Source organism: Chryseobacterium sp. JV558 (assembly GCF_033712365.1).
In the GTDB taxonomy this organism is placed as follows: domain Bacteria; phylum Bacteroidota; class Bacteroidia; order Flavobacteriales; family Weeksellaceae; genus Chryseobacterium.
Map to the genome: position 1 here is coordinate 1,053,750 of NZ_WJHU01000002.1, position 18,497 is coordinate 1,072,246.

Annotated in this window: 22 protein-coding genes; 10 read left to right on the plus strand and 12 right to left on the minus strand. The window is 37.1% G+C overall.

Annotation, left to right across the window (positions count from 1 at the left end):
- The first annotated feature begins 77 nt into the window (after window positions 1-77).
- Window positions 78-2,324 (plus strand): TonB-dependent receptor, encoded by a 2,247-nt coding sequence (locus tag GFU89_RS10610; RefSeq protein WP_318847100.1) that lies wholly within the window; start codon window positions 78-80, stop codon window positions 2,322-2,324.
- 149 nt (window positions 2,325-2,473) lie between these two features.
- A complete protein-coding gene (locus GFU89_RS10615) occupies window positions 2,474-3,364 on the plus strand; it encodes a helix-turn-helix domain-containing protein (RefSeq protein ID WP_318847101.1) in 891 nt (296 codons plus the stop codon).
- A gap of 124 nt (window positions 3,365-3,488) precedes the next feature.
- On the opposite strand, the gene GFU89_RS10620 is transcribed toward GFU89_RS10615, so the two are convergent.
- Together GFU89_RS10620 and GFU89_RS10625 are read right to left on the minus strand one after the other, a co-directional pair.
- Entirely contained in the window at window positions 3,489-4,595 is a 1,107-nt protein-coding gene (locus tag GFU89_RS10620) for a DNA topoisomerase IB (RefSeq protein WP_318847102.1), read from the minus strand.
- 198 nt (window positions 4,596-4,793) lie between these two features.
- Window positions 4,794-5,231: a DUF6526 family protein gene (locus GFU89_RS10625; RefSeq protein WP_318847103.1), complete on the minus strand. Its 438-nt coding sequence runs from the start codon at window positions 5,229-5,231 to the stop codon at window positions 4,794-4,796.
- Window positions 5,232-5,537: 306 nt separating this feature from the next.
- Here GFU89_RS10625 and GFU89_RS10630 point away from each other — a divergent pair, with 306 nt between their 5' ends.
- From GFU89_RS10630 to GFU89_RS10645, 4 genes are all read left to right on the plus strand, one after another.
- Window positions 5,538-7,307, plus strand: a complete 1,770-nt coding sequence (locus tag GFU89_RS10630; protein ID WP_318847104.1) for an aminopeptidase P family protein — start codon at window positions 5,538-5,540, stop codon at window positions 7,305-7,307.
- A 608-nt stretch (window positions 7,308-7,915) separates the two neighbouring features.
- Complete coding sequence (locus tag GFU89_RS10635) at window positions 7,916-8,482, plus strand: Crp/Fnr family transcriptional regulator (protein ID WP_413228589.1); 567 nt, start codon at window positions 7,916-7,918, stop codon at window positions 8,480-8,482.
- A 53-nt stretch (window positions 8,483-8,535) separates the two neighbouring features.
- The gene (locus tag GFU89_RS10640) at window positions 8,536-9,558 is read left to right on the plus strand and encodes a saccharopine dehydrogenase (RefSeq protein ID WP_318847106.1); all 1,023 of its coding nucleotides are present in this window, start codon (window positions 8,536-8,538) and stop codon (window positions 9,556-9,558) included.
- Window positions 9,555-10,133: an NAD(P)H-dependent oxidoreductase gene (locus tag GFU89_RS10645; protein WP_318847107.1), complete on the plus strand. Its 579-nt coding sequence runs from the start codon at window positions 9,555-9,557 to the stop codon at window positions 10,131-10,133. Before GFU89_RS10640 ends, GFU89_RS10645 begins: the two co-directional genes overlap by 4 nt.
- A gap of 104 nt (window positions 10,134-10,237) precedes the next feature.
- On the opposite strand, the gene GFU89_RS10650 is transcribed toward GFU89_RS10645, so the two are convergent.
- The 3 genes from GFU89_RS10650 to GFU89_RS10660 all read right to left on the minus strand — a co-directional run bounded on the left by GFU89_RS10650 (window position 10,238) and on the right by GFU89_RS10660 (window position 12,726).
- Window positions 10,238-10,960, minus strand: coding sequence for a siderophore-interacting protein (locus GFU89_RS10650; RefSeq protein ID WP_318847108.1), 723 nt, complete (start codon window positions 10,958-10,960; stop codon window positions 10,238-10,240).
- A gap of 81 nt (window positions 10,961-11,041) precedes the next feature.
- A complete protein-coding gene (locus tag GFU89_RS10655) occupies window positions 11,042-11,914 on the minus strand; it encodes a helix-turn-helix domain-containing protein (protein WP_318847109.1) in 873 nt (290 codons plus the stop codon).
- Between the two features lie 176 nt (window positions 11,915-12,090).
- Window positions 12,091-12,726, minus strand: a complete 636-nt coding sequence (locus GFU89_RS10660) for a LysE family translocator (protein ID WP_318847110.1) — start codon at window positions 12,724-12,726, stop codon at window positions 12,091-12,093.
- Window positions 12,727-12,931: 205 nt separating this feature from the next.
- Between GFU89_RS10660 and GFU89_RS10665 the strand changes: the two genes are divergently transcribed.
- The 4 genes from GFU89_RS10665 (at window position 12,932) to GFU89_RS10680 (ending at window position 15,678) form a co-directional block, all read left to right on the plus strand.
- Entirely contained in the window at window positions 12,932-13,642 is a 711-nt protein-coding gene (locus GFU89_RS10665) for a hypothetical protein (RefSeq protein ID WP_318847111.1), read from the plus strand.
- Window positions 13,643-13,736: 94 nt separating this feature from the next.
- Window positions 13,737-14,273, plus strand: a complete 537-nt coding sequence (locus GFU89_RS10670) for a hypothetical protein (RefSeq protein WP_318847112.1) — start codon at window positions 13,737-13,739, stop codon at window positions 14,271-14,273.
- Between the two features lie 74 nt (window positions 14,274-14,347).
- A complete protein-coding gene (locus GFU89_RS10675; RefSeq protein ID WP_309874356.1) occupies window positions 14,348-14,992 on the plus strand; it encodes a sensor histidine kinase in 645 nt (214 codons plus the stop codon).
- Between the two features lie 8 nt (window positions 14,993-15,000).
- Entirely contained in the window at window positions 15,001-15,678 is a 678-nt protein-coding gene (locus tag GFU89_RS10680; RefSeq protein WP_318847113.1) for a response regulator transcription factor, read from the plus strand.
- 67 nt (window positions 15,679-15,745) lie between these two features.
- On the opposite strand, the gene GFU89_RS10685 is transcribed toward GFU89_RS10680, so the two are convergent.
- The 7 genes from GFU89_RS10685 to GFU89_RS10715 form a co-directional block, all read right to left on the minus strand.
- Window positions 15,746-16,009, minus strand: coding sequence for a RebB family R body protein (locus GFU89_RS10685; protein WP_047378387.1), 264 nt, complete (start codon window positions 16,007-16,009; stop codon window positions 15,746-15,748).
- Window positions 16,010-16,092: 83 nt separating this feature from the next.
- Window positions 16,093-16,350, minus strand: coding sequence for a RebB family R body protein (locus GFU89_RS10690; RefSeq protein ID WP_047421299.1), 258 nt, complete (start codon window positions 16,348-16,350; stop codon window positions 16,093-16,095).
- An 83-nt stretch (window positions 16,351-16,433) separates the two neighbouring features.
- Window positions 16,434-16,691, minus strand: a complete 258-nt coding sequence (locus GFU89_RS10695; RefSeq protein WP_047387826.1) for a RebB family R body protein — start codon at window positions 16,689-16,691, stop codon at window positions 16,434-16,436.
- Window positions 16,692-16,773: 82 nt separating this feature from the next.
- Entirely contained in the window at window positions 16,774-17,031 is a 258-nt protein-coding gene (locus tag GFU89_RS10700) for a RebB family R body protein (RefSeq protein ID WP_077418520.1), read from the minus strand.
- Between the two features lie 79 nt (window positions 17,032-17,110).
- Entirely contained in the window at window positions 17,111-17,368 is a 258-nt protein-coding gene (locus GFU89_RS10705) for a RebB family R body protein (RefSeq protein WP_047378383.1), read from the minus strand.
- Between the two features lie 463 nt (window positions 17,369-17,831).
- On the minus strand, window positions 17,832-18,059 hold the full coding sequence (locus GFU89_RS10710; RefSeq protein ID WP_318847114.1) for a hypothetical protein: 228 nt from the start codon (window positions 18,057-18,059) through the stop codon (window positions 17,832-17,834).
- 23 nt (window positions 18,060-18,082) lie between these two features.
- The gene (locus GFU89_RS10715) at window positions 18,083-18,466 is read right to left on the minus strand and encodes a hypothetical protein (RefSeq protein WP_318847115.1); all 384 of its coding nucleotides are present in this window, start codon (window positions 18,464-18,466) and stop codon (window positions 18,083-18,085) included.
- Window positions 18,467-18,497 lie beyond the last annotated feature (31 nt).

Here is an 18,497-nt window from a genome sequence, read left to right on the forward strand (position 1 = left end):
TGAATGTTCCCAGTCTCTCATCTCTTTGTCTATTCTCTCTCATCACTTATCTAATTTATAATTTAACTAAACAAAAAATGAAAATAACAAAAATAGCAGCCGTATTTCTGGCAATGGCATTCAGTGGAAAAATGATGGCGCAGGAAACAGAAAAACAGTTGCTGATTAAAGATGCAGATGACAAATTTCCCATTGCAGATGCTTTGGTAAAATATGACCACGGGAACAGCCATACTCATACAGCGGCAGATGGTATGTTTGCCATCCCTGTAAAGTCACTTCCTGATACCCTTGTAATCAGCCGTCAGGGATATGATGAGATAAAATGGGTGGTAACCAGCGATGAAGATAAAAATAAAGTTATTTTCTTACAGCATAAGCCGTTTCAGATTTCTGAAGTGGCCATCAATCACAGCTCGTTTTTATCAGCCATTACCAAAGTGGATCTGAATAAATTTCCGGTAAATTCAGCACAGGATTTATTAAGAAAAGTACCTGGATTATTTATCGCACAACATGCCGGAGGCGGAAAGGCTGAACAGCTTTTTTTAAGAGGATTTGATGCCGATCATGGTACGGATGTAAGCGTTAATGTTGACGGAATGCCTGTGAATATTGTATCCCATGCCCACGGACAGGGATATTCTGACTTACACTTTGTAATTCCTGAAACCGTTAATAATATTGATTTCGGAAAAGGAGCTTATTATATGGATCGTGGAGATTTTAATACGGCAGGATATGTAGATTTTCAGACGTACAATGGGTTGAAAAACAGTATGATTAAACTGGAAGGAGGTTCGTTCAATTCAAAAAGAGTATTGGGAATGTTCAATATTCTGCATGATGATCTGGGAAGGAAAAATGCCTATATAGCGGCAGAATACAACTATACAGACGGGCCTTTTGATGTAAAACAAAATTTTAACAGAGTTAATATTTTCGGGAAATACAACCAATGGCTTACGGACAAAGACTATTTCAATATCCAGTTCTCAACATTCAATTCTTCATGGAATGCTTCCGGACAGATTCCGGAGCGCGCTGTAGATGAAGGAATTATTGGCAGATGGGGAAGTATTGATCCTACAGAGGGCGGTAAAACTTCCAGAACAAACCTTCAGATGAACTTTAAGCACATCATTTCTCCTTCCGAGCAGATTGATGCCATGGCTTTCTATTCAAAATATAATTTCAATCTGTATTCTGATTTTACCTTTAATTTAAAAGATAAAGACCACGGAGATGAAATTCAACAGACCGACGGAAGGAATATCTACGGTGCAGAAATAAAATATACCAAAACATTCAACCTGGCAAACAGCTCTTTAAACTGGACTTCAGGAATAGGATTAAGAAATGATGACATCAATACCCTACAGCTTAATCATGTCTATCACAGAGATATGCTGCTTGACAGATTATCAGATGCGACAGGAACAGAAACCAATCTTCACGCCTACTCAGGACTGGTATGGAAAACAGGAAAATGGACCATCAATCCTGCGTTGAGAGTAGATCATTTTATCTTTAATATGCACAATCTGCTGGATGTAGAACAACTGCCGTCCGGACAGTCAAAAGAAGCAACAAGGCTAAGCCCAAAATTGAACTTCTCTTACGCTCAGAACGACAACGTAATGTGGTTTCTGAAAACAGGGATGGGCTTCCATTCCAATGACCTGAGAGTAGTCGTTCCCAATAAAAACGAAAATACTCTTCCGTATTCTATTGGAGCAGATTTCGGGGTAAGATTACATCCGTTCAAATCCTTGATTATTACTCCGGCCTTATGGTATATGGATCTGCAGCAGGAATTTGTTTATGTAGGAGATGATGCAGTGGTAGAACCTTCAGGGAAATCGAGACGTTTTGGTGCCGATCTTGGCGTTCGTTTCCAACCGTTGGAAAACTTTTATCTGAATGCTGATATCAACTATTCTCATGCAAGATTTACAGAAGAAGAAAAAGGACAGGATTATGTTCCGCTGGCTCCGGTAGTAACCAGTACAGGATCTGTAAACTGGGATTTCCTGCATGGCTTTTCTTTAGGACTCCAGTATCGTTACCTTGGAGCAAGACCAGCTGTAGAGGATAACAGTATCAGAACCAAAGCTTACTTTGTAAACGATCTTATGCTTTCCTATAACCGTCAGAAGTGGGGTGCCAATATTCAGGTCAACAACCTTTTCAACGTACAATGGAATGAAGCCCAGTTTGCCACAGAAACCCAGCTAAAAGGAGAGGCAGAACCTATTACAGATCTTACCTACACACCAGGAAGTCCTTTTGGAGTGAGAGTAGGAGTGTACTATAAATTCTAAATGAATGAGTGAGGAAGTATAAGAGTTGGAAAGTTTTCGGGATACGTGTTTCGGGGTTTTTACCATTTACGCTTTAGCTTTTTCACTCTTTTACTTGCCTCCTTTGCTTTCAAATATTTTGTATAACTTTAAATAATCATAACAAGGATATGGAAGTTCTATCCAATTTTCAATATAAAAAACTTTTTCTTCCGAATATTACGGACAAGATATTAGCCAATAATGCTGATATACAGCTCTATCGGATAGAAAATTACCTTAAAGGCATTCTGATGCCGGTGATTCCGTACCGTACAACGTTTAATTTCATTATTTTCGTTACCAACGGTCATATGAGACAATACCTTGAAAATAAAGAATACTATGCTGAAAAAGGTGGGGTTATCTTTATCAAGCAAGGAACAATCACAGCAACCGTAGAATTATCCGATGATATTGAAGGGTTCTTCCTTGCCTATGAAAATAATATCCTGTCCGAACAGGAACTGCCCAAACACAAAAGCAGTATCTTTTTCATGACTCCCTTCCTGAATCTGGACAGCCTGACCTATGGAACCATTACCCAGCTTCTTCCCATTATGGAGCAGGAATTATGGTTGAATAATCTCAATATCAATGATGTAGTGGTTACAATGCTCCATCTTATTTTAATCAAAATGCTGAGTACAGATTCTGATACCCATCACAAATCTGCAACACGCCCTATGGAATTGTCCCTTCAGTTTCGGGATCTCTTGTTTAAATATCATGTGGGAGAAAAAAGAGTGGCATTTTATGCCGATAAACTGTCTGTCACTGAAAGCTACCTGAATAAATGTGTAAAAGGCGTTACCCAGAAATCCCCAAAACAATGGATCAATGAGATTGATATCAATTACAGTAAAGCATTGCTTCACTCCAGTAAAGATATTGCTGAGATTGCTTACGAACTGAACTTTCATACTGCTTCCCATTTTACTCAGCTCTTCAAAAAAATTGCAGGGATTACTCCGAAAGAGTACAGAATTCAGTTTTTAAATAACAACAGAATTTCAGTTTGATGTAAAGAGTATAATTTTAATATCAATGGTTAGTTTTTGCTGCGCAGGTGAATAGTCAATAGAATTCATGAAGTATAGTATAAAAATTCACTGCGAAGCAAATCCACTATTGACCAACAAATTCCTACATTCTCTCGTTTTCCAAAATTTTCAGAACAAGCCTTTCCTCTTTCGTCAGATCAGCTTTTCCGTCATTTTCTTCTATGATTTCCAGCTCATCAAGGTATTTTTTAATTGTATTGTTTTCGTAAAGATTGATAACCAGAGGATGAACGTAATACTTTTTGCAGACAGCCGAAGTATTTCCTAAATTCTCTGCAACCATCTCCAGGGCTTCTTTTACTTTCTTTTTATACTCAGTATTGTTTTCTGCATACCCAATTTCTTTAAATGCAATCAAAGCACTTACTGTTCCGGACCATGTCCTGAAATCCTTAGCGGTAAAATCTTCCCCGCTGATCTCTTTTATATAGTCATTCACCATCCCAGAATCCACAGAATGGTGGTTTCCTTCATCATCAAAATACTGGAAAAGTTCTTTTCCCGGAATATCCTTACATTTCTGAATAAGTCTTGCCAGTCTTTTACTTCTAAGGTCAACGTTATGCATAATGCCTTTTTTTCCTTTAAAAGAAAATGTGATTTTATGTCCATTTACCTTCACATGCTTGCCTTTTAAGGTAGTTAAACCAAAAGAACCGTACAGCTTTTCATAAATGGTATTACCAATACGGATATTGGTTCTTTGCATAAGACTTACAATTAAGGCCAGAATTTTCCGCTTCTCAAAATTTCTCTGAGCAAGATCCTGTTCTACCTGCTGCCGGATGTCTGGTAATGCATACCCGAACTGAAGCATCCTGTAAAATTTCGTATGATTTCTTAAAGCGCTCCAAAGAGGATGGTAGCGGTATTGTTTTCTTTTTTTAATGTCAAAGCCTGTTGCCTGAAGATGCCCGTTATCAAGGGCGCAGATCCATACATTTTCCCAGGCGGGAGGAAGTACCAGGCTGTTGATTCTTGTAATCTCTTCCTTATCCTTTATTTTTTCACCGTCTTTATAATAGGAATATTTTTTTCCTGTTTTCTTACGGGTAATTCCGGCGGTTTCTGCATCGGTGGTATATACAAGATGTACCGCCTTTGCAGAAGCTTCCGGGTCCTTCATTATTTTAACAATTTTGGAAGGCTTAAGGTGAGAAATCATCTCCAAATCTGTATTCTTCTCCATAAAGCATGGTTAAGAGTTTTTACCCCTCGAAAAAATCAGTAAAAGAATCCCTACTATTACACAGACTAAGAGAATTCCCCACCACATTCCTGCCTTAAAAATTGTTTCTACTGCTTCACAACTTGTTAGTATCAACAAACTTAATATCGTGATACTGTAAAAGCTCCACTTTTTCATAAGATATATTATGTTGAGGTGTTAGATTCTGAGTCGGTCAGCCCTCCATTTTTTGATAGACCTTTTAATTTCATCTCCTGAGATGTTTTCATGAAGAGCTCTGTATAAAAGCTCCTTGAACTCATCGTCATAGGTAAATCTCAATGCAGCAATCTGATCAAATCTTAGTTTTTCAACAGTTTCATCTGATCTTTTATTGAAAATTTCAAAATACCGCTGCTTAAATTCAAGAATCACCATCCGGTTTTGAAGTCCCAATGCGTAATGCTGCCGTGTCATAAATGCCAGATAAAAAAGCAGAAAAATCACGATAGAAAATAAAATCCAGATCAACTGATTTCCAGGGTCATCCCAGATTTTATAAATTCCGAAAATCTCCAATAGGATGAGCAAAGGAAGATAAATAAAATGATGAGGTGGATAAAACTTCCTGTGGTTATTATAGTTCTGCTGTTTCATGGAGTAGAATACAGCAATAATCTTTCCAAAAATTTATTATTTTGATAATGTGGTAGTTTTTTTTAAGTGAAAATGATTTATTTTATCAAATATGTTTAACATTTTAATGAGAATATCAAAAGTGTTTTTGTGACTTTAAGGGGGAAATAATCAACATGATTTAATATAAAAACATAAAAAATCAAATTGCATATTTCCTCAAAAAGAATTCCTGATAAAATAACAGATTATTAAGTAAAATAGCCGTTAGATTTCAGCTCCCGACTTCAAATTTTTCGTAACTTTCGGTGTTTAAAAAAGAAAAGAATGACTTCAAAGGAAAAAGTTGCTGCACTTCGTGAAGAAATGCAGAAAAATAATGTTGATGCATTTATAGTATATTCTGCAGACCCGCATATGAGCGAATATCTACCTGAAGAATGGCAGGAGAGAGCTTGGTTGTCAGGTTTCCTAGGTTCCGCTGGTTTTGTGGTAGTTACCAAAGACAAAGCCGGACTTTGGACAGACGGAAGATACTTTACACAAGCCGCTATTGAGCTGGATGGTTCAGGAATCGATCTTTTCAAAGATGGTATGGAAGGAACTCCTAATTATATTGACTGGATCATTTCAGAAATCCCTTCAGGTGGTAAAGTGGCTGTAAATGCTTTAGCAGCTTCTAATGCCAACTGGGAACTGCTTTCTCAGAAATTTAATTCAAAAAATATTACGTTAGTAGATTTTCCGCTTTTAAAAGAAGTTTGGAAAGAAAGAGGAACGCCGTCTGCCAACCCAATTTTTGTGCATCCGGTAGAAAGAGCAGGTAAATCTGTTTCTGATAAAATTGCTGCTATCCGTCAGAAAATGGAAGATCAGGAAGCTACCGTACATATCATATCAAGTCTGGATGATGTAGCATGGACAGCCAATCTGAGAGGAAGTGATGTAGAAAGCAACCCTGTATTTTTAGGGTATATTGTGATTACTAAAAACGATGCTGTACTCTTCACAGGATTGGAAAAAATGGAAGTAGGAGCAAGAAAGCAAATGGATGATTCCTTTGTTAAAATGATGCCTTACGAAGAATTCTACAATTACCTGAAGACCTTCAAAAATGAAAAAGTACTGGTTTCTCCCAACAGCAACCAACAGATTTTTGAAACATTAAAAACAGACAACCAGTTTATTAAAGCTCCGGTTCCTGGTAACCTGATGAAAGCACAGAAAAACGAAACTGAGCTTGAAGGTTTCAGAAAAGTAATGGTAAGAGACGGAGTGGCTATGGTGAAATTCCTTTATTGGTTAACTCACAATGCCGGAAAAGAAGCCATGAATGAATATTCTATCGGACAAAAACTGAGAGGATTCCGTGCAGAAGGGGAAAACTTTGTAGGAGAAAGCTTTGGTTCTATCGTAGGATATAAAGATAATGGTGCCATCATGCACTATTCTGCCAAAAAAGAAGGAAGTAAAGAAGTTACTAATGAGGAAACCATCCTGGTAGATTCAGGAGGTCAGTACCTTGAAGGAACTACAGATATTACAAGAACTTTTGCCTTGGGAACACCTTCGGAAGAGTTTAAAAGAAATTCAACATTGGTATTACAGGGATTAATCCGTTTATCAATGGTAAAATTCCCGAAAGGTACGAAAGGAGTACACCTTGATGCTATTGCAAGACTTCCGTTATGGATGGAAGGCAAAGATTTCAACCACGGAACAGGACATGGAGTAGGAAGCTTCATGAATGTACACGAAGGACCGCAAAACATCAGAAAGGATCTGAATCCTCAGGAACTTCTTCCGGGAATGGTATGTTCAAACGAACCTGGATATTACCTTGAAGGACATTACGGAATTCGTCACGAAAACCTGATTGCAGTAAAAGAAGCAGAAAAAACAATTCACGGAACGTTCTATGAATTTGAAACATTGACATTCTGCCCGTTCTTCAAAGATACAGTAACGAAAGAAATTCTTTCAGAAAGTGAAATCGCATGGTTGAATGGTTACCATAAAACATGTGAAGAAAAACTTGCTCCTTATTTGGAAGGAGAAGTTAAAGAATGGTTCCTGCAATTGGTAAGTCCTCTTTAATAAAGAAAAGTCAGGGTTTAAAGTAAATGAAATCATTGCTTTATATCTTGATTTTTAAACATCAAACAAAAGAATTGTTAGATAAACCAAAGTCCTGTACGGTATTTCCTGCAGGGCTTTTCTTTTTATACAACCGTATTTTTACGGATATAAATCTAGGGATTCTACTGATGGATAAAAAGCAGTGTTGACCTATCTTTGTTACAACAAAACATCATTCATATCTTCATAAATAACTCAAGTAAATTCAAAACGGTGATCATCTCGTCCTGAGATGATTTTTTTTTGCTGTTAATTGAAATTTGTATGGCTATACATTCACTTAAAAAAAGGCTATCTCAAGTCTCAAAAGTGTCATTCTGACGAAGGAAGAATCTCATTAATAACGAGAAGTATGAGATTCTTTACTACATTTCAGAACTACGTTCGCAGACCTTCAGTCTGTGTTCAGAATGACAAAACCAAATTATTTGACTTTTGAGAAAGTGATCTTTGCTCACTTAAAATAAAATCTTAAAAAAAATGAAAACTTTACGTTTATAAAGCATGTTGCATTCATCTTTTATCTATTTTCGTGTTTCATTAGAATGCACTTAATTTGAAGAATGATGATACGTGATTATTTTCGAAGCTTTAATCTGTTTTCAGAGGATGAAATTGAAGAATTCCTGAAATTTTCCGAGGTAAGACTCGTTAATAAAAATGATTATTTTATACAGGAAGGAGAACTTTGCAGAGAAGTAGGATTGGTGAAATCCGGTATTTTCCGTTCCTTTTATACTTCAGATGAAGGAAAAGACATGACCTATTGCTTTAGGTTTCCTAATCATATGATCGCTGCCTATTCATCATTTATTTCAGGATGTCCCAGTAAAGAAAGTATGCAGGCTATTACCAATGCAGAGCTGATTATTCTTAAAAAAGAAGCAGTAGATGAGCTGGTAAAGAATAGCATTAACTGGACGAAATTTTTAAAGATCATTGCAGAACAGGAATATCTTGAACTTGAAACACGTTTTTTTCAGCTTCAGAGAGACAGCGCAGCGCAGCGGTATGAAACATTATTAAAGAATCATCCTGATTATATTCAGAAAATTCCATTACAGTATTTATCTTCCTATCTGGGAATTACACAACGGCATTTGAGCCGTATCAGAAAGGAGGTTTCTTTTTAGACATTTGTCCTGTTCATTGCAATCCGAGCGCTATACTTTTGTCAAAAAAAGTTATGGAGCAAAATATTTTAATCATTGGAGGAAATGGATTGGTTGGAAAAACTATTTCCCGTATTCTGAAATCAAGAAACCCTCATCTTACTGTTTATATTGGAGGACGAAAAGGAGGACAAACGGATAAGAACCTGAAAATTGATGTCACAGATCCTTCTACTTTTAAGGTTATTCTGGAAAAAAAAATAAACCTCATTATTCTTTCTGTGAATGATAAAGAAGATTATGTACTTCGTTTTGCCATTGCCAATCATATAGATTATCTGGATATTACCAAGCCTACTCCGGCTTTGGTAAAAGCTTATGATATTGCAGGAAAAGCAGATGTGAACAGCAGAATTGTCTTCAGTTCAGGATGGATGGGCGGAATCGTACCGGGATTGGTCAATACCCTTTCCAGTTCAGATGATATTGAGGAAGTAAAGGTATTTGTGTATTATTCTGTAAAAGATCTGGCGGGGGAGAGCTCAGCCCATTTTATGGCAGAAAATGTAGCCGTTCCTTTTGTGCATTATAAGAATGATAAGCCTGTTTCTATCAGACACTTTTTAAACACAGAATCTTTTAAATTCTCTTTTGGAATAGGAGAGAGAAACGCTTATAACTTTGACGTGCCGGATCTCTATATTCTTAATAAAGTAGAACGAATTCCCGGAGTAAGTGTAAAAATGACTTATAACTCGAAATTCATTACCTGGCTGCTGGGATCTTTTCAATACCTGAGAATCTTTAATATTTTATCATTAAAAGAAAGAAAAATGATCTTTGGATCTAGCGGAAACGGAGATCAGTCTGTGTTTGAAATTGTGGTGAAAGATAAAAAAGGTCATAAGAAGCTGAGCTTACGAAGCATGAAAGGACAGGCCGAACTTACTGCTTTATCTGCTGTTCTGCATACCGAAGAACTGCTGAGAAATCCGCATGAAAACAATGTTTATTTCAGCCATCAGCTGCATGAACCTTTAGCATTAATGGCGCAGCTTCATACCTATGAAACCATCAATATCAATGTCACACAATGAAAAAAATAGCAATTATCAACGGGCATCCCAATAAAGATTCTTTCAACTTTGGAATGGTAGAAGCTTACAGGAAAGGAGCTGTAGAAACAGGCGCAGAAGTAAAGGAAATTGTCATAAGAGAGTTGAAATTTAATCCTAATCTGCAGTTTGGCTACCAGAAAAGAATGGAGCTTGAACCGGATCTGATGAAAGCATGGGATATTATCCAATGGGCAGATCATTTGGTTTGGGTGCATCCTGTTTGGTGGGGAGGATTTCCAGCCTTAATGAAAGGATTTATAGACCGCCTTTTCTTACCGGGAATGGCCTATAAATTCCGTGAGAATTCTGTGTGGTGGGACAAACTTTTAAAAGGTAAAACAGCTCACATCATTACCACATTGGATCAGCCAGGTTGGTATTACCGTCTGTTTTTTGGCAGGCCCAGCGTGAATCAGCTTAAAAAATCCATATTGGAATATTGTGGCGTAAAACCTGTTAAACTGACTTATATCGGAATCATCCGAAATTCTAAAGATGAGCAGCGGGTTCAATGGTTAAGAAAAGTGAAGGAATTAGGGAAAAAACAGAAATAATTTAAATTTTAGGATGTAGTAATGATAATTTTATCCGGCAATAATTTTCTATTGTCGGATAAAGTTTCATTGTTACAGTGAAAACATCAACTGTTTTCCGTTTCTCACAATCCTTTTTTTCCTTCAATCCAATATGCTTGTGATTTTATACATTTGGGTGAAACTCCTCTGGCTTTAAGAAATTTTCTGATCAGAGACATTCGTTCTCCATTTCCGGTAAGGTAGAAAACAGCATCATCATTATAGATAGCTTCTTTTTCTTCCCTCAGAAAATCATTCAACGCTTCAATCATTCTCATGGTATTGTTTTTTGGACAATGATAGCCGTATAAATTCAGTTTTTCAAGAGCAGAGCACTCTTCCAGTTCATGAAGACATATAAATAAAGAATTATTTTCTTCCACAGCTTCTTTGATTGAAAGAGAACTTCCCAGTGAAGTTTCGTCACCCACAGAAAAATGAATTTTCGCGTTGGGAGCAAAGAATTGTTTTCCTCTGGGCATTAAAAGTTTTATGGAATCTCCGGCAGCAAGTTGGGTTACAAAATTACTTCCGACAGCAGAAGAGTTATGCAGGTGAAATAGAACATCAAAAGTTCCCGCTTCCTGGTTGAAGTTGAAGGGAGAATAATTCCGGAAATCACGGCCGTTGATTCTTATCCCAATTGCATAGGCAGGTTCGTAAGAAACATCCTGTAAATCTGTTTGAAAACGTATAAGACGAAGATCATTTGTGATTTTTTCTATATGGATAACCGTACAGTCTTTAAATTTTGAGGACCAGACATTTTCTACTGTGTCATTGATCCATTTTGGTAAACTCGGCATAAATCATTTTTATTGCAAAGGACGTTGCAAAATCAGAAAATACCGATAGCTGTTTCGTGGGAATAATTGGACTATTCGTGGTTAATGTTTGTTATGATGTAGGTTCCGGAATTCTGATGGAGATTGGTCTTCCAGTTTGGAAAATAAGCGGCTAAAATAAGTGTGATCGCTATATCCAAGCTCATAAGCAATCTCTTTTACACTGAGGCTCGTAAAGACCAGCAATCTTTTAGCTTCAATTAAAATTTCCTGGTGAATCCAGTGCTGCGCAGGCTTCCCGGTTGCTTCCCGGACTGCCTCCGTCAAATATCCTCTTGTAATATTTAAAATCTCTGCATATTCGGATGGACTTTTCGAGGTTTTAAAGTCCTTCCTAACCAAGCTTCTGAATATTCTGGATAGTTGTAAAGTCCGGTTTTCACTGGAAGCAGGAGATTGATTATTTCGGGAATAGATCAGAGCAAACATTCCCAGGAACGCATTAAGCAATGACTGTACAACCAGAAATCCTTCTTTAGAGGAAAGCATCTCGTCCGTATAAGAAGCATGGAGCATACCGGCTGTGGTATTTATTTCTTTAATGAGGTTTTTGTCTATTGACAGCGGTTGTATTTCACTCAGAGATTCATCAAAAAAAGAACGTACCGTATCAGGAACAAGCTCTGCTTTTACAGCTACAAACCATCCGCAAACGTCTTTCATCAAAAGTCCCTGATGTACCTGTCCCGGCAATACACAGAAAATACCGGAATCTTTTGATTCAATCATTTTAAAATCTACCATCATTTTTACATGGCCGCTTTCCATACAGGTGAAAATATAATGACTGTCCCGGTGTATTCCTTTGTCCAAAAGAATATCCTCAGCATCCTGAGTACGCTCATCCATTCTTTTGACATGGAATTTGTGGTGAGAAATGCCGTTTAAATCATAAGTAGGAATTGTCTGCTTCATCTGTAAACCTGTTGTTATGAGGATAAATACGCAACCGTAAAATTACGTATTTTCACGGTTTTACAGTCGGAATATTAATCTCAAATTCGCGGTGCATAATGATAATGTTTTCTTTAGATCAGATTTTATATGAATATACACCGGAATTCGGAACAGAAAGAAACCTGTTCCGGATTTTATTTTGCTTTTGAAAGTGCCATTTTTATTGCTAAATAGGTTAACACGCTGGCCATAAACCATTTTTGAACCTTTATCCATACCGGATTATTGGAAAAGAACAGGGCAACTCTTGCAGCCGTTAATACAATGATAAAGTTAATGCTGAAGCTGATCAGAACCTGAATAACTCCAAGTTCAAGGCTTTGAGTAAATATGGAACCATACTCAGGTTTGATGAACTGAGGAAAGAAAGACAGATAAAATACAGCCACTTTCGGATTTAATACATTCGTTAGAAAACCAATGGTGAAAAGCTTTTTAGGGCTGTCATGAGCTACATTTCTATCAACATCAAAAATATTTCTGCTCCTGGGCTTTATTGCCTGATAAGCCAGATATAAAAGATAGACAGTTCCTGCGGCTTTAAGAACGGTATAAGCCAACGGAACGGCCAGCAAAACTGCAGTAAGACCAAAAGATACCATGATAATATGGAATAAAAACCCACACACCACTCCGGCCAAGGAAATAAATCCGGACTTTTTCCCTTGTGTTATAGACTTTGAAATCAGATAAATCATATTAGGACCGGGACTGATCACTAAGATGAGTGCAGCCAGGATGAAAAATATAAGTTCGTGAAATGGAATCATTGCTAGTAGTTATTTAAATGGGAGTATTCCCGGCACAAAGATACAGACTGTCCCTAATCCGATATTATAAAAAATTGAAGAAATATTAATTTTCACTCAATTGAATTTTATTTTCCACTTGAATGTGATTTAAAATAAATACCAGTCTGTTTTTTTTGTAAATTTCAACACATAAAATAATTATCATTCACAAATAAATACTATCATGACTACTGAAAACATCTTTGAAGCCATCAGAAAATGGAAAAATCTTATTGATTCCTATAAAAACGGAATTGATATAAATGGGGCAGAAATTTTGAATTTTTTAAATCAGGGAACTCATTTCAGTGTTTCAGGTGAGGAAATTGAACAATGGAAACAGAACCTTGGAACAGTAGAATTTAAGACGATCCATGCATATGTAGGTATTCATGAAGAACAGCTGAAATTTTTTCTGATTGATTCTAAAAGTGATAAGGATGCCAATTTTAGTAACATCATTATTAAAGAGTTTTCCCGAAACTTCACTGAAGAAAAGATGGAAAGCAGCAATCACGAAGAAGTGACTCCACCTCCAATTACAGCTGAATCTGCCATTAACCGTAATTTCAGATGGAATATGTTTGGAACCTCATGGATACAGGCTCAGAAAACAGAAGATATTTTTCAGCTTATTTCTATTCCGTTTTCAGATTATGATAAAATGGGGATTACAGGAGGGCAGACCTGTACCAGTTTCTTCGGACTTACTGATGATCTGGAGAAAAAAGATCTGGATTTTCCTTTTCATATCGAAATTATTACCGTGAAAAGTCTTGCGATTAATCATATGAGTGAGACCGCGGAAAACTATTCTACCCCAAGACCTCCTTTTACCATTGATACTCTTAATGACTATCAACTTTTGAAGCAAAGTACTAGTGTTTTCGTATAACAGTTTATCCCTGTATTTACAAATTATTATTAACCTGGTCTTGTGTACGGGACTGATTCTATTGGTAAAAGAAGGGATAAAAACAAAACTTCCTGTGATTATACTTCTCTCAGGAGAGTTCATGCTGGAGCTGACGGACTTAGCGGACCGGATGATGAAATTAAATACACTCAATATTTACAACTATACATTGAGCCAGTTTTTTGGTTTAATGATCCTTACTGTGATTTATAGCAATTACTATATCCAGCTTTCCCGTGAATTAAAATGGATGATCTATGGGTATGCAATATTAGCATTGATTATTAATTTGTTGTATATGCAAGACGATACACAGGTTACTTTTTATTCCAATATTATCACCAGTATTATTATTTGCAGTTATGCCGCCTCTTATTTTATGAAGATCATCAGAGAAGGTAGGGCAGACAGGGATATGTTTATCGTGAACATCATTGTTTTCCTGTTTTTTTCTATTGAATGTATCATATCCACGACCTTTAATTTTTTAATCAGCAACCATCTGAGTTGGGTAGCTCCTATCTGGCTTTTCAGAGGCCTTCTGCTATTGTCATTTTATATTGCTTTTATTAATCTGGGATGTGGCGTTGGGAAAATCAGGATCAGATAGTTCTATGGATATGGATCGGTATTGGACTATTTTTTTTAACAACGTTATTCATTACGTTATTGGTCATTAATTATTTGAAAAGTATAAAGAAAAATAAACAGAAAGTTTCTCAGCTGGTCCGGAACACAAAAAAGGAATATTGGGAGAATACACTGCTTTTACAGGAAAAGGACAGGGAACGCCTGGCAGAAGAACTTCATGATAATATTATCTCACAGTTGAACCTTATCCGTCTGAATCTTACAGATAAAAATCCCGAAGAGCTTAATCGTGATCTGAAAAAATCAATGCAGCTGATAAGGGAATTATCCCATAATCTTACACCACCGGATCTTGATGAGGTTGAACTGGCAGATTTAATTGCAGATTATCTTGATCAGGTTAATAAAAATATAGAAGTCATTTTCCGCCATATTACCATAAGAACTCCAATCAGCAGCCCGGTAAAACTGAACCTTTTCAGAATTATACAGGAACTGGTCACCAATATTTTGAAACATGCTGAAGCCACCAGAGTAGATGTATCGCTGAGAATATCTCTGAACTATCTGATGCTAACCATAGAAGATAACGGACGTGGTTTTATCATGGAAACCCATTCGGGAGGTATTGGATTGAGGAATATTCAGTCAAGAGCACAGAAAATTAAAGCCATTTATAAACTTAAAACACAGCCCGAAAAAGGCACAAAATTCATAGCCTGTATGGCAATACAATAAAAATAAACATGGAATACGCAAAAATTAAAATTGGAATTGTAGATGATGACCTGCTGTTTGTACAGCTTTTGAAAAACTATATTGATAATAATGGAGATTACCAGGTAACGCTGACCTCAACAGGCGGTTATCAATTTCTCACTGAGGATTCCGGATCTTTAGATATTCTTATTCTGGATCTGAGAATGACAAACGGTGATGGCCTTGAAGTAATGTCTGAACTGGCTAAAAGGGAAACTGAAACAAAAATCATTGTTCTTTCCAGTTTTTACCGCCGTTCATTTATGGGGCAGATGCTGAAAATGGGAGCCCATGCTTTTTTGCCTAAAGAAATTGAATTGGAAGAATTATTGGCTGTCATTAAAACCGTTCACCACACAGGACATTACTTTTCCAATGAACAGATTGATGTCATGAGAAGCCAGCTTTCCAACAAGCTTCCGGAGTTTCATGCCTTTTCTAAGAATGAGCTTACTGATAGAGAAGTGGATGTTCTCCGACTGGTTTGCCAGCAGCTCAGTACCAAGGAAATTGCAGATTCTCTTTTTATTTCTCCCAAAACGGTAGAAACCCATAAAACCAACCTGATGATCAAAACAGGAGTGAAAAATATGGCCGGGCTTGTGATTTACGCAGTACAGAATCAGGTGATAGATCCGAACGAAATCGTATTATTTGACAAATAATTTTATCCAAAAAAGAATCAGGGAGCACATGAATGTACTCCCTGACCACAAGAAATCTAAAAATACACTATAATTTAGGATTCAATACTTTAGCAATAGAAACCGCATCTGCTACAGTGTCCAGGCTATAGATCTGCAGAATACCCTGAGTGGTAGCTGCCTGACCTAAAATGTTTTGCTGGTTTTGTGCATTTACTGCATTTTCAAACATGATTCCTGTAGAATGTGCAGCGGATTGATATACGTTACTTAAAGCCATTGCAGGAGATTCTGCTACTACTTTTACGTTCGATTGCGTTACTGCGTCTGTGATTTGTTCGTTTACTGGCATAATGATTATTGTTTATTTGGGTTAAAAGTATCCGGGTTTTCCGGCTGTTTGGATTAATTATTTAAGCTTTCCTTAAAAATGAATTACGGATTAAGGATTTTCGCCATAGAAACAGCATCAGCAATGGTATCAAGACTGTAGATCTGTGCGATACCCTGTGTAGTAGCTGCTTGAGTAACAATGTTCTGTTGGTTTTGTGCGCTCACCGCATTTTCAAACATGATTCCTGTAGAATGTGCTGCTGTCTGATATACGTTGCTTAAAGCTACTGCAGGAGATTCTGCAACCACCTTTACGTTAGACTGTGTTACTGCGTCTGTGATTTGTTCGTTTACTGGCATAATGATTATTGTTTATTGGGTTAAAAACAACCGGATTTTCCGGTTGTTCGGACAATGGTATTTAAGCTGTTCGCAAAAATGAATTACGGATTAAGGATTTTAGCCATAGAAACAGCATCAGCAATGGTATCCAGACTGTAGATCTGAGTGATTCCCTGTGTAGTCGCTGCCTGAGTGACAATGTTTTGTTGGTTTTGTGTATTTACTGCATTTTCAAACATGATTCCTGTAGAATGTGCAGCTGATTGATATACGTTGGCAAGCGCCATTGCAGGAGATTCTGCTACTACTTTTACGTTGGATTGAGTTACTGCGTCTGTGATTTTTTCGTTTACTGGCATAATGATTATTGTTTATTTGGGTTAGAATAACCGGTTCTTCCGGCTTTTAAAAAAGTTTTTATTTGCGGTCTGCAAAAATGAATTAAGGTTTAAGGATTTTAGCAATTGAGATGGCATCAGCTATGGTATCTTTACTGTAGATTTGAGTGATCCCTTGTGTAGTAGCTGCTTGCGTTACGATGTTGTGCTGATTTTGGGCAGTCATCGCATTTTCAAACATAATTCCTGTAGAATGGGCTGCAGATTGATACACGTTACTCAAAGCCATTGCAGGAGATTCTGCAACTACCTTTACGTTAGACTGCGTTACTGCATCTGTGATTTGTTCGTTAACTGGCATAATGATTATTGTTTATTTAGGTTAAAAAACGACCGGATTTTCCGGCTGAGAATTGCTTTTTATCAAAAAAGCTTAAAAATTAAGGCTTAAGAATCTTAGCAATAGATACCGCATCTGCTACCGTATCCAGGCTATAGATCTGCAGAATACCCTGAGTGGTAGCTGCCTGGCCTAAAATGTTCTGCTGATTTTGTGCATTTACTGCATTTTCAAACATGATTCCTGTAGAATGGGCTGCAGATTGGTACACGTTGGCCAAAGCCATTGCAGGAGATTCTCCTACGACTTTCACGTTAGATTGCGTTACTGCGTCTGTGATTTGTTCATTAACTGGCATAATTGTTTTTGTTTTTGTTGAGATGTGATCTCGGTTAATAATTATTGAGGTAAACTAGTTTTATATTTTATTTTAAACTCACTACAGACCCTGCAGATGAATGCATTTCAAAAGCATTGGTATTGACAGGTTATAAGTGATTGGATCTGAAGGGTGGCTCTGAATACAATGATTGAAACCCTATCTGTAAAATCTGCGTGAGTTTAAAGCATATATTTTGATAAAAAGGATGCGGTTTTTATTTTTAATATCTGTCTTAAAAATAAATTTCTACTGCAGGTATGCTGGCAATGCTGGATTCCTTTGGGCTAAAGATGGATTCTGAAAAATTGCGTCTGTACATAGACAGCATCTGAAAGGCGGTGCAAGATAAATGTTGGCCTGATTGTATATATATGGAGGGCACCGGATTTCATCTTAACAGAGAACATAAACCGCATCCGTGGTTGTGTGGAAACCGGAACTAAAAACGACCTTTCCTAATGGTCTCCAATTCTTTTATTTTCATATTCTTTGGACTCATTTTCTTTACTCCCATGACGTAGTTGCTGATGGCGGTCATGTTGTTTCGTTGTTGATTCAAGGCAGAATTGATCTGCATTGCACCCGTAGAATGTGCACTTACCTGTGTTGAAATAGCGTTAGGTACAGCGGTAGACATTCCCATAACTATGGTATCAATTTCGTTCATACGATCTGTTGGTTTTGATGTTTTTATGGACGGATATTGCCAAATCTTGCATTCAGCTTATTCATTCTGTCCATTATTTTAAGTTCTTTCTCCTTTACCTTCGCAGTAGATGCCTCCTGAAGTCTTTTTAACTGTTCTTCGTAGTTCATCATAGGAGCATCAGCCTGGGCTGGTGTGGCAGCCTGTGCCTGAGGAGATTCTTGCTGTTTCACGGCTTCCTCCAGTTTTTCCAGCAGAGGAGCCAATGATTTCATGGTCTCTTTGATGGCCTTATCCCTGATATAAGTAATGATTTCATCTTCATGTCTTAAAACAAAAGGCATGATTTCTTTTTCTATGATTTCAGGTTCCGTTACAGGAATCGGAGGTTTGTGAGCGGGGGCCTTTTTGCGGATTCTTCTGCGCATAAGTACTGTTTTAATGTTGAAAAATGAGCGT

Bases quoted from the DNA above. Each gene is read 5' to 3' on its own strand.
- GFU89_RS10610 (WP_318847100.1), top strand. From the start codon at position 78: ATGAAAATAACAAAAATAGCAGCCGTATTTCTGGCAATGGCATTCAGT.
- GFU89_RS10615 (WP_318847101.1), top strand. From the start codon at position 2,474: ATGGAAGTTCTATCCAATTTTCAATATAAAAAACTTTTTCTTCCGAAT.
- GFU89_RS10620 (WP_318847102.1), bottom strand. From the start codon at position 4,595: ATGGAGAAGAATACAGATTTGGAGATGATTTCTCACCTTAAGCCTTCC.
- GFU89_RS10625 (WP_318847103.1), bottom strand. From the start codon at position 5,231: ATGAAACAGCAGAACTATAATAACCACAGGAAGTTTTATCCACCTCAT.
- GFU89_RS10630 (WP_318847104.1), top strand. From the start codon at position 5,538: ATGACTTCAAAGGAAAAAGTTGCTGCACTTCGTGAAGAAATGCAGAAA.
- GFU89_RS10635 (WP_413228589.1), top strand. From the start codon at position 7,916: ATGATACGTGATTATTTTCGAAGCTTTAATCTGTTTTCAGAGGATGAA.
- GFU89_RS10640 (WP_318847106.1), top strand. From the start codon at position 8,536: ATGGAGCAAAATATTTTAATCATTGGAGGAAATGGATTGGTTGGAAAA.
- GFU89_RS10645 (WP_318847107.1), top strand. From the start codon at position 9,555: ATGAAAAAAATAGCAATTATCAACGGGCATCCCAATAAAGATTCTTTC.
- GFU89_RS10650 (WP_318847108.1), bottom strand. From the start codon at position 10,960: ATGCCGAGTTTACCAAAATGGATCAATGACACAGTAGAAAATGTCTGG.
- GFU89_RS10655 (WP_318847109.1), bottom strand. From the start codon at position 11,914: ATGAAGCAGACAATTCCTACTTATGATTTAAACGGCATTTCTCACCAC.
- GFU89_RS10660 (WP_318847110.1), bottom strand. From the start codon at position 12,726: ATGATTCCATTTCACGAACTTATATTTTTCATCCTGGCTGCACTCATC.
- GFU89_RS10665 (WP_318847111.1), top strand. From the start codon at position 12,932: ATGACTACTGAAAACATCTTTGAAGCCATCAGAAAATGGAAAAATCTT.
- GFU89_RS10680 (WP_318847113.1), top strand. From the start codon at position 15,001: ATGGAATACGCAAAAATTAAAATTGGAATTGTAGATGATGACCTGCTG.
- GFU89_RS10685 (WP_047378387.1), bottom strand. From the start codon at position 16,009: ATGCCAGTAAACGAACAAATCACAGACGCAGTAACGCAATCGAACGTA.
- GFU89_RS10690 (WP_047421299.1), bottom strand. From the start codon at position 16,350: ATGCCAGTAAACGAACAAATCACAGACGCAGTAACACAGTCTAACGTA.
- GFU89_RS10695 (WP_047387826.1), bottom strand. From the start codon at position 16,691: ATGCCAGTAAACGAAAAAATCACAGACGCAGTAACTCAATCCAACGTA.
- GFU89_RS10700 (WP_077418520.1), bottom strand. From the start codon at position 17,031: ATGCCAGTTAACGAACAAATCACAGATGCAGTAACGCAGTCTAACGTA.
- GFU89_RS10705 (WP_047378383.1), bottom strand. From the start codon at position 17,368: ATGCCAGTTAATGAACAAATCACAGACGCAGTAACGCAATCTAACGTG.
- GFU89_RS10710 (WP_318847114.1), bottom strand. From the start codon at position 18,059: ATGAACGAAATTGATACCATAGTTATGGGAATGTCTACCGCTGTACCT.
- GFU89_RS10715 (WP_318847115.1), bottom strand. From the start codon at position 18,466: ATGCGCAGAAGAATCCGCAAAAAGGCCCCCGCTCACAAACCTCCGATT.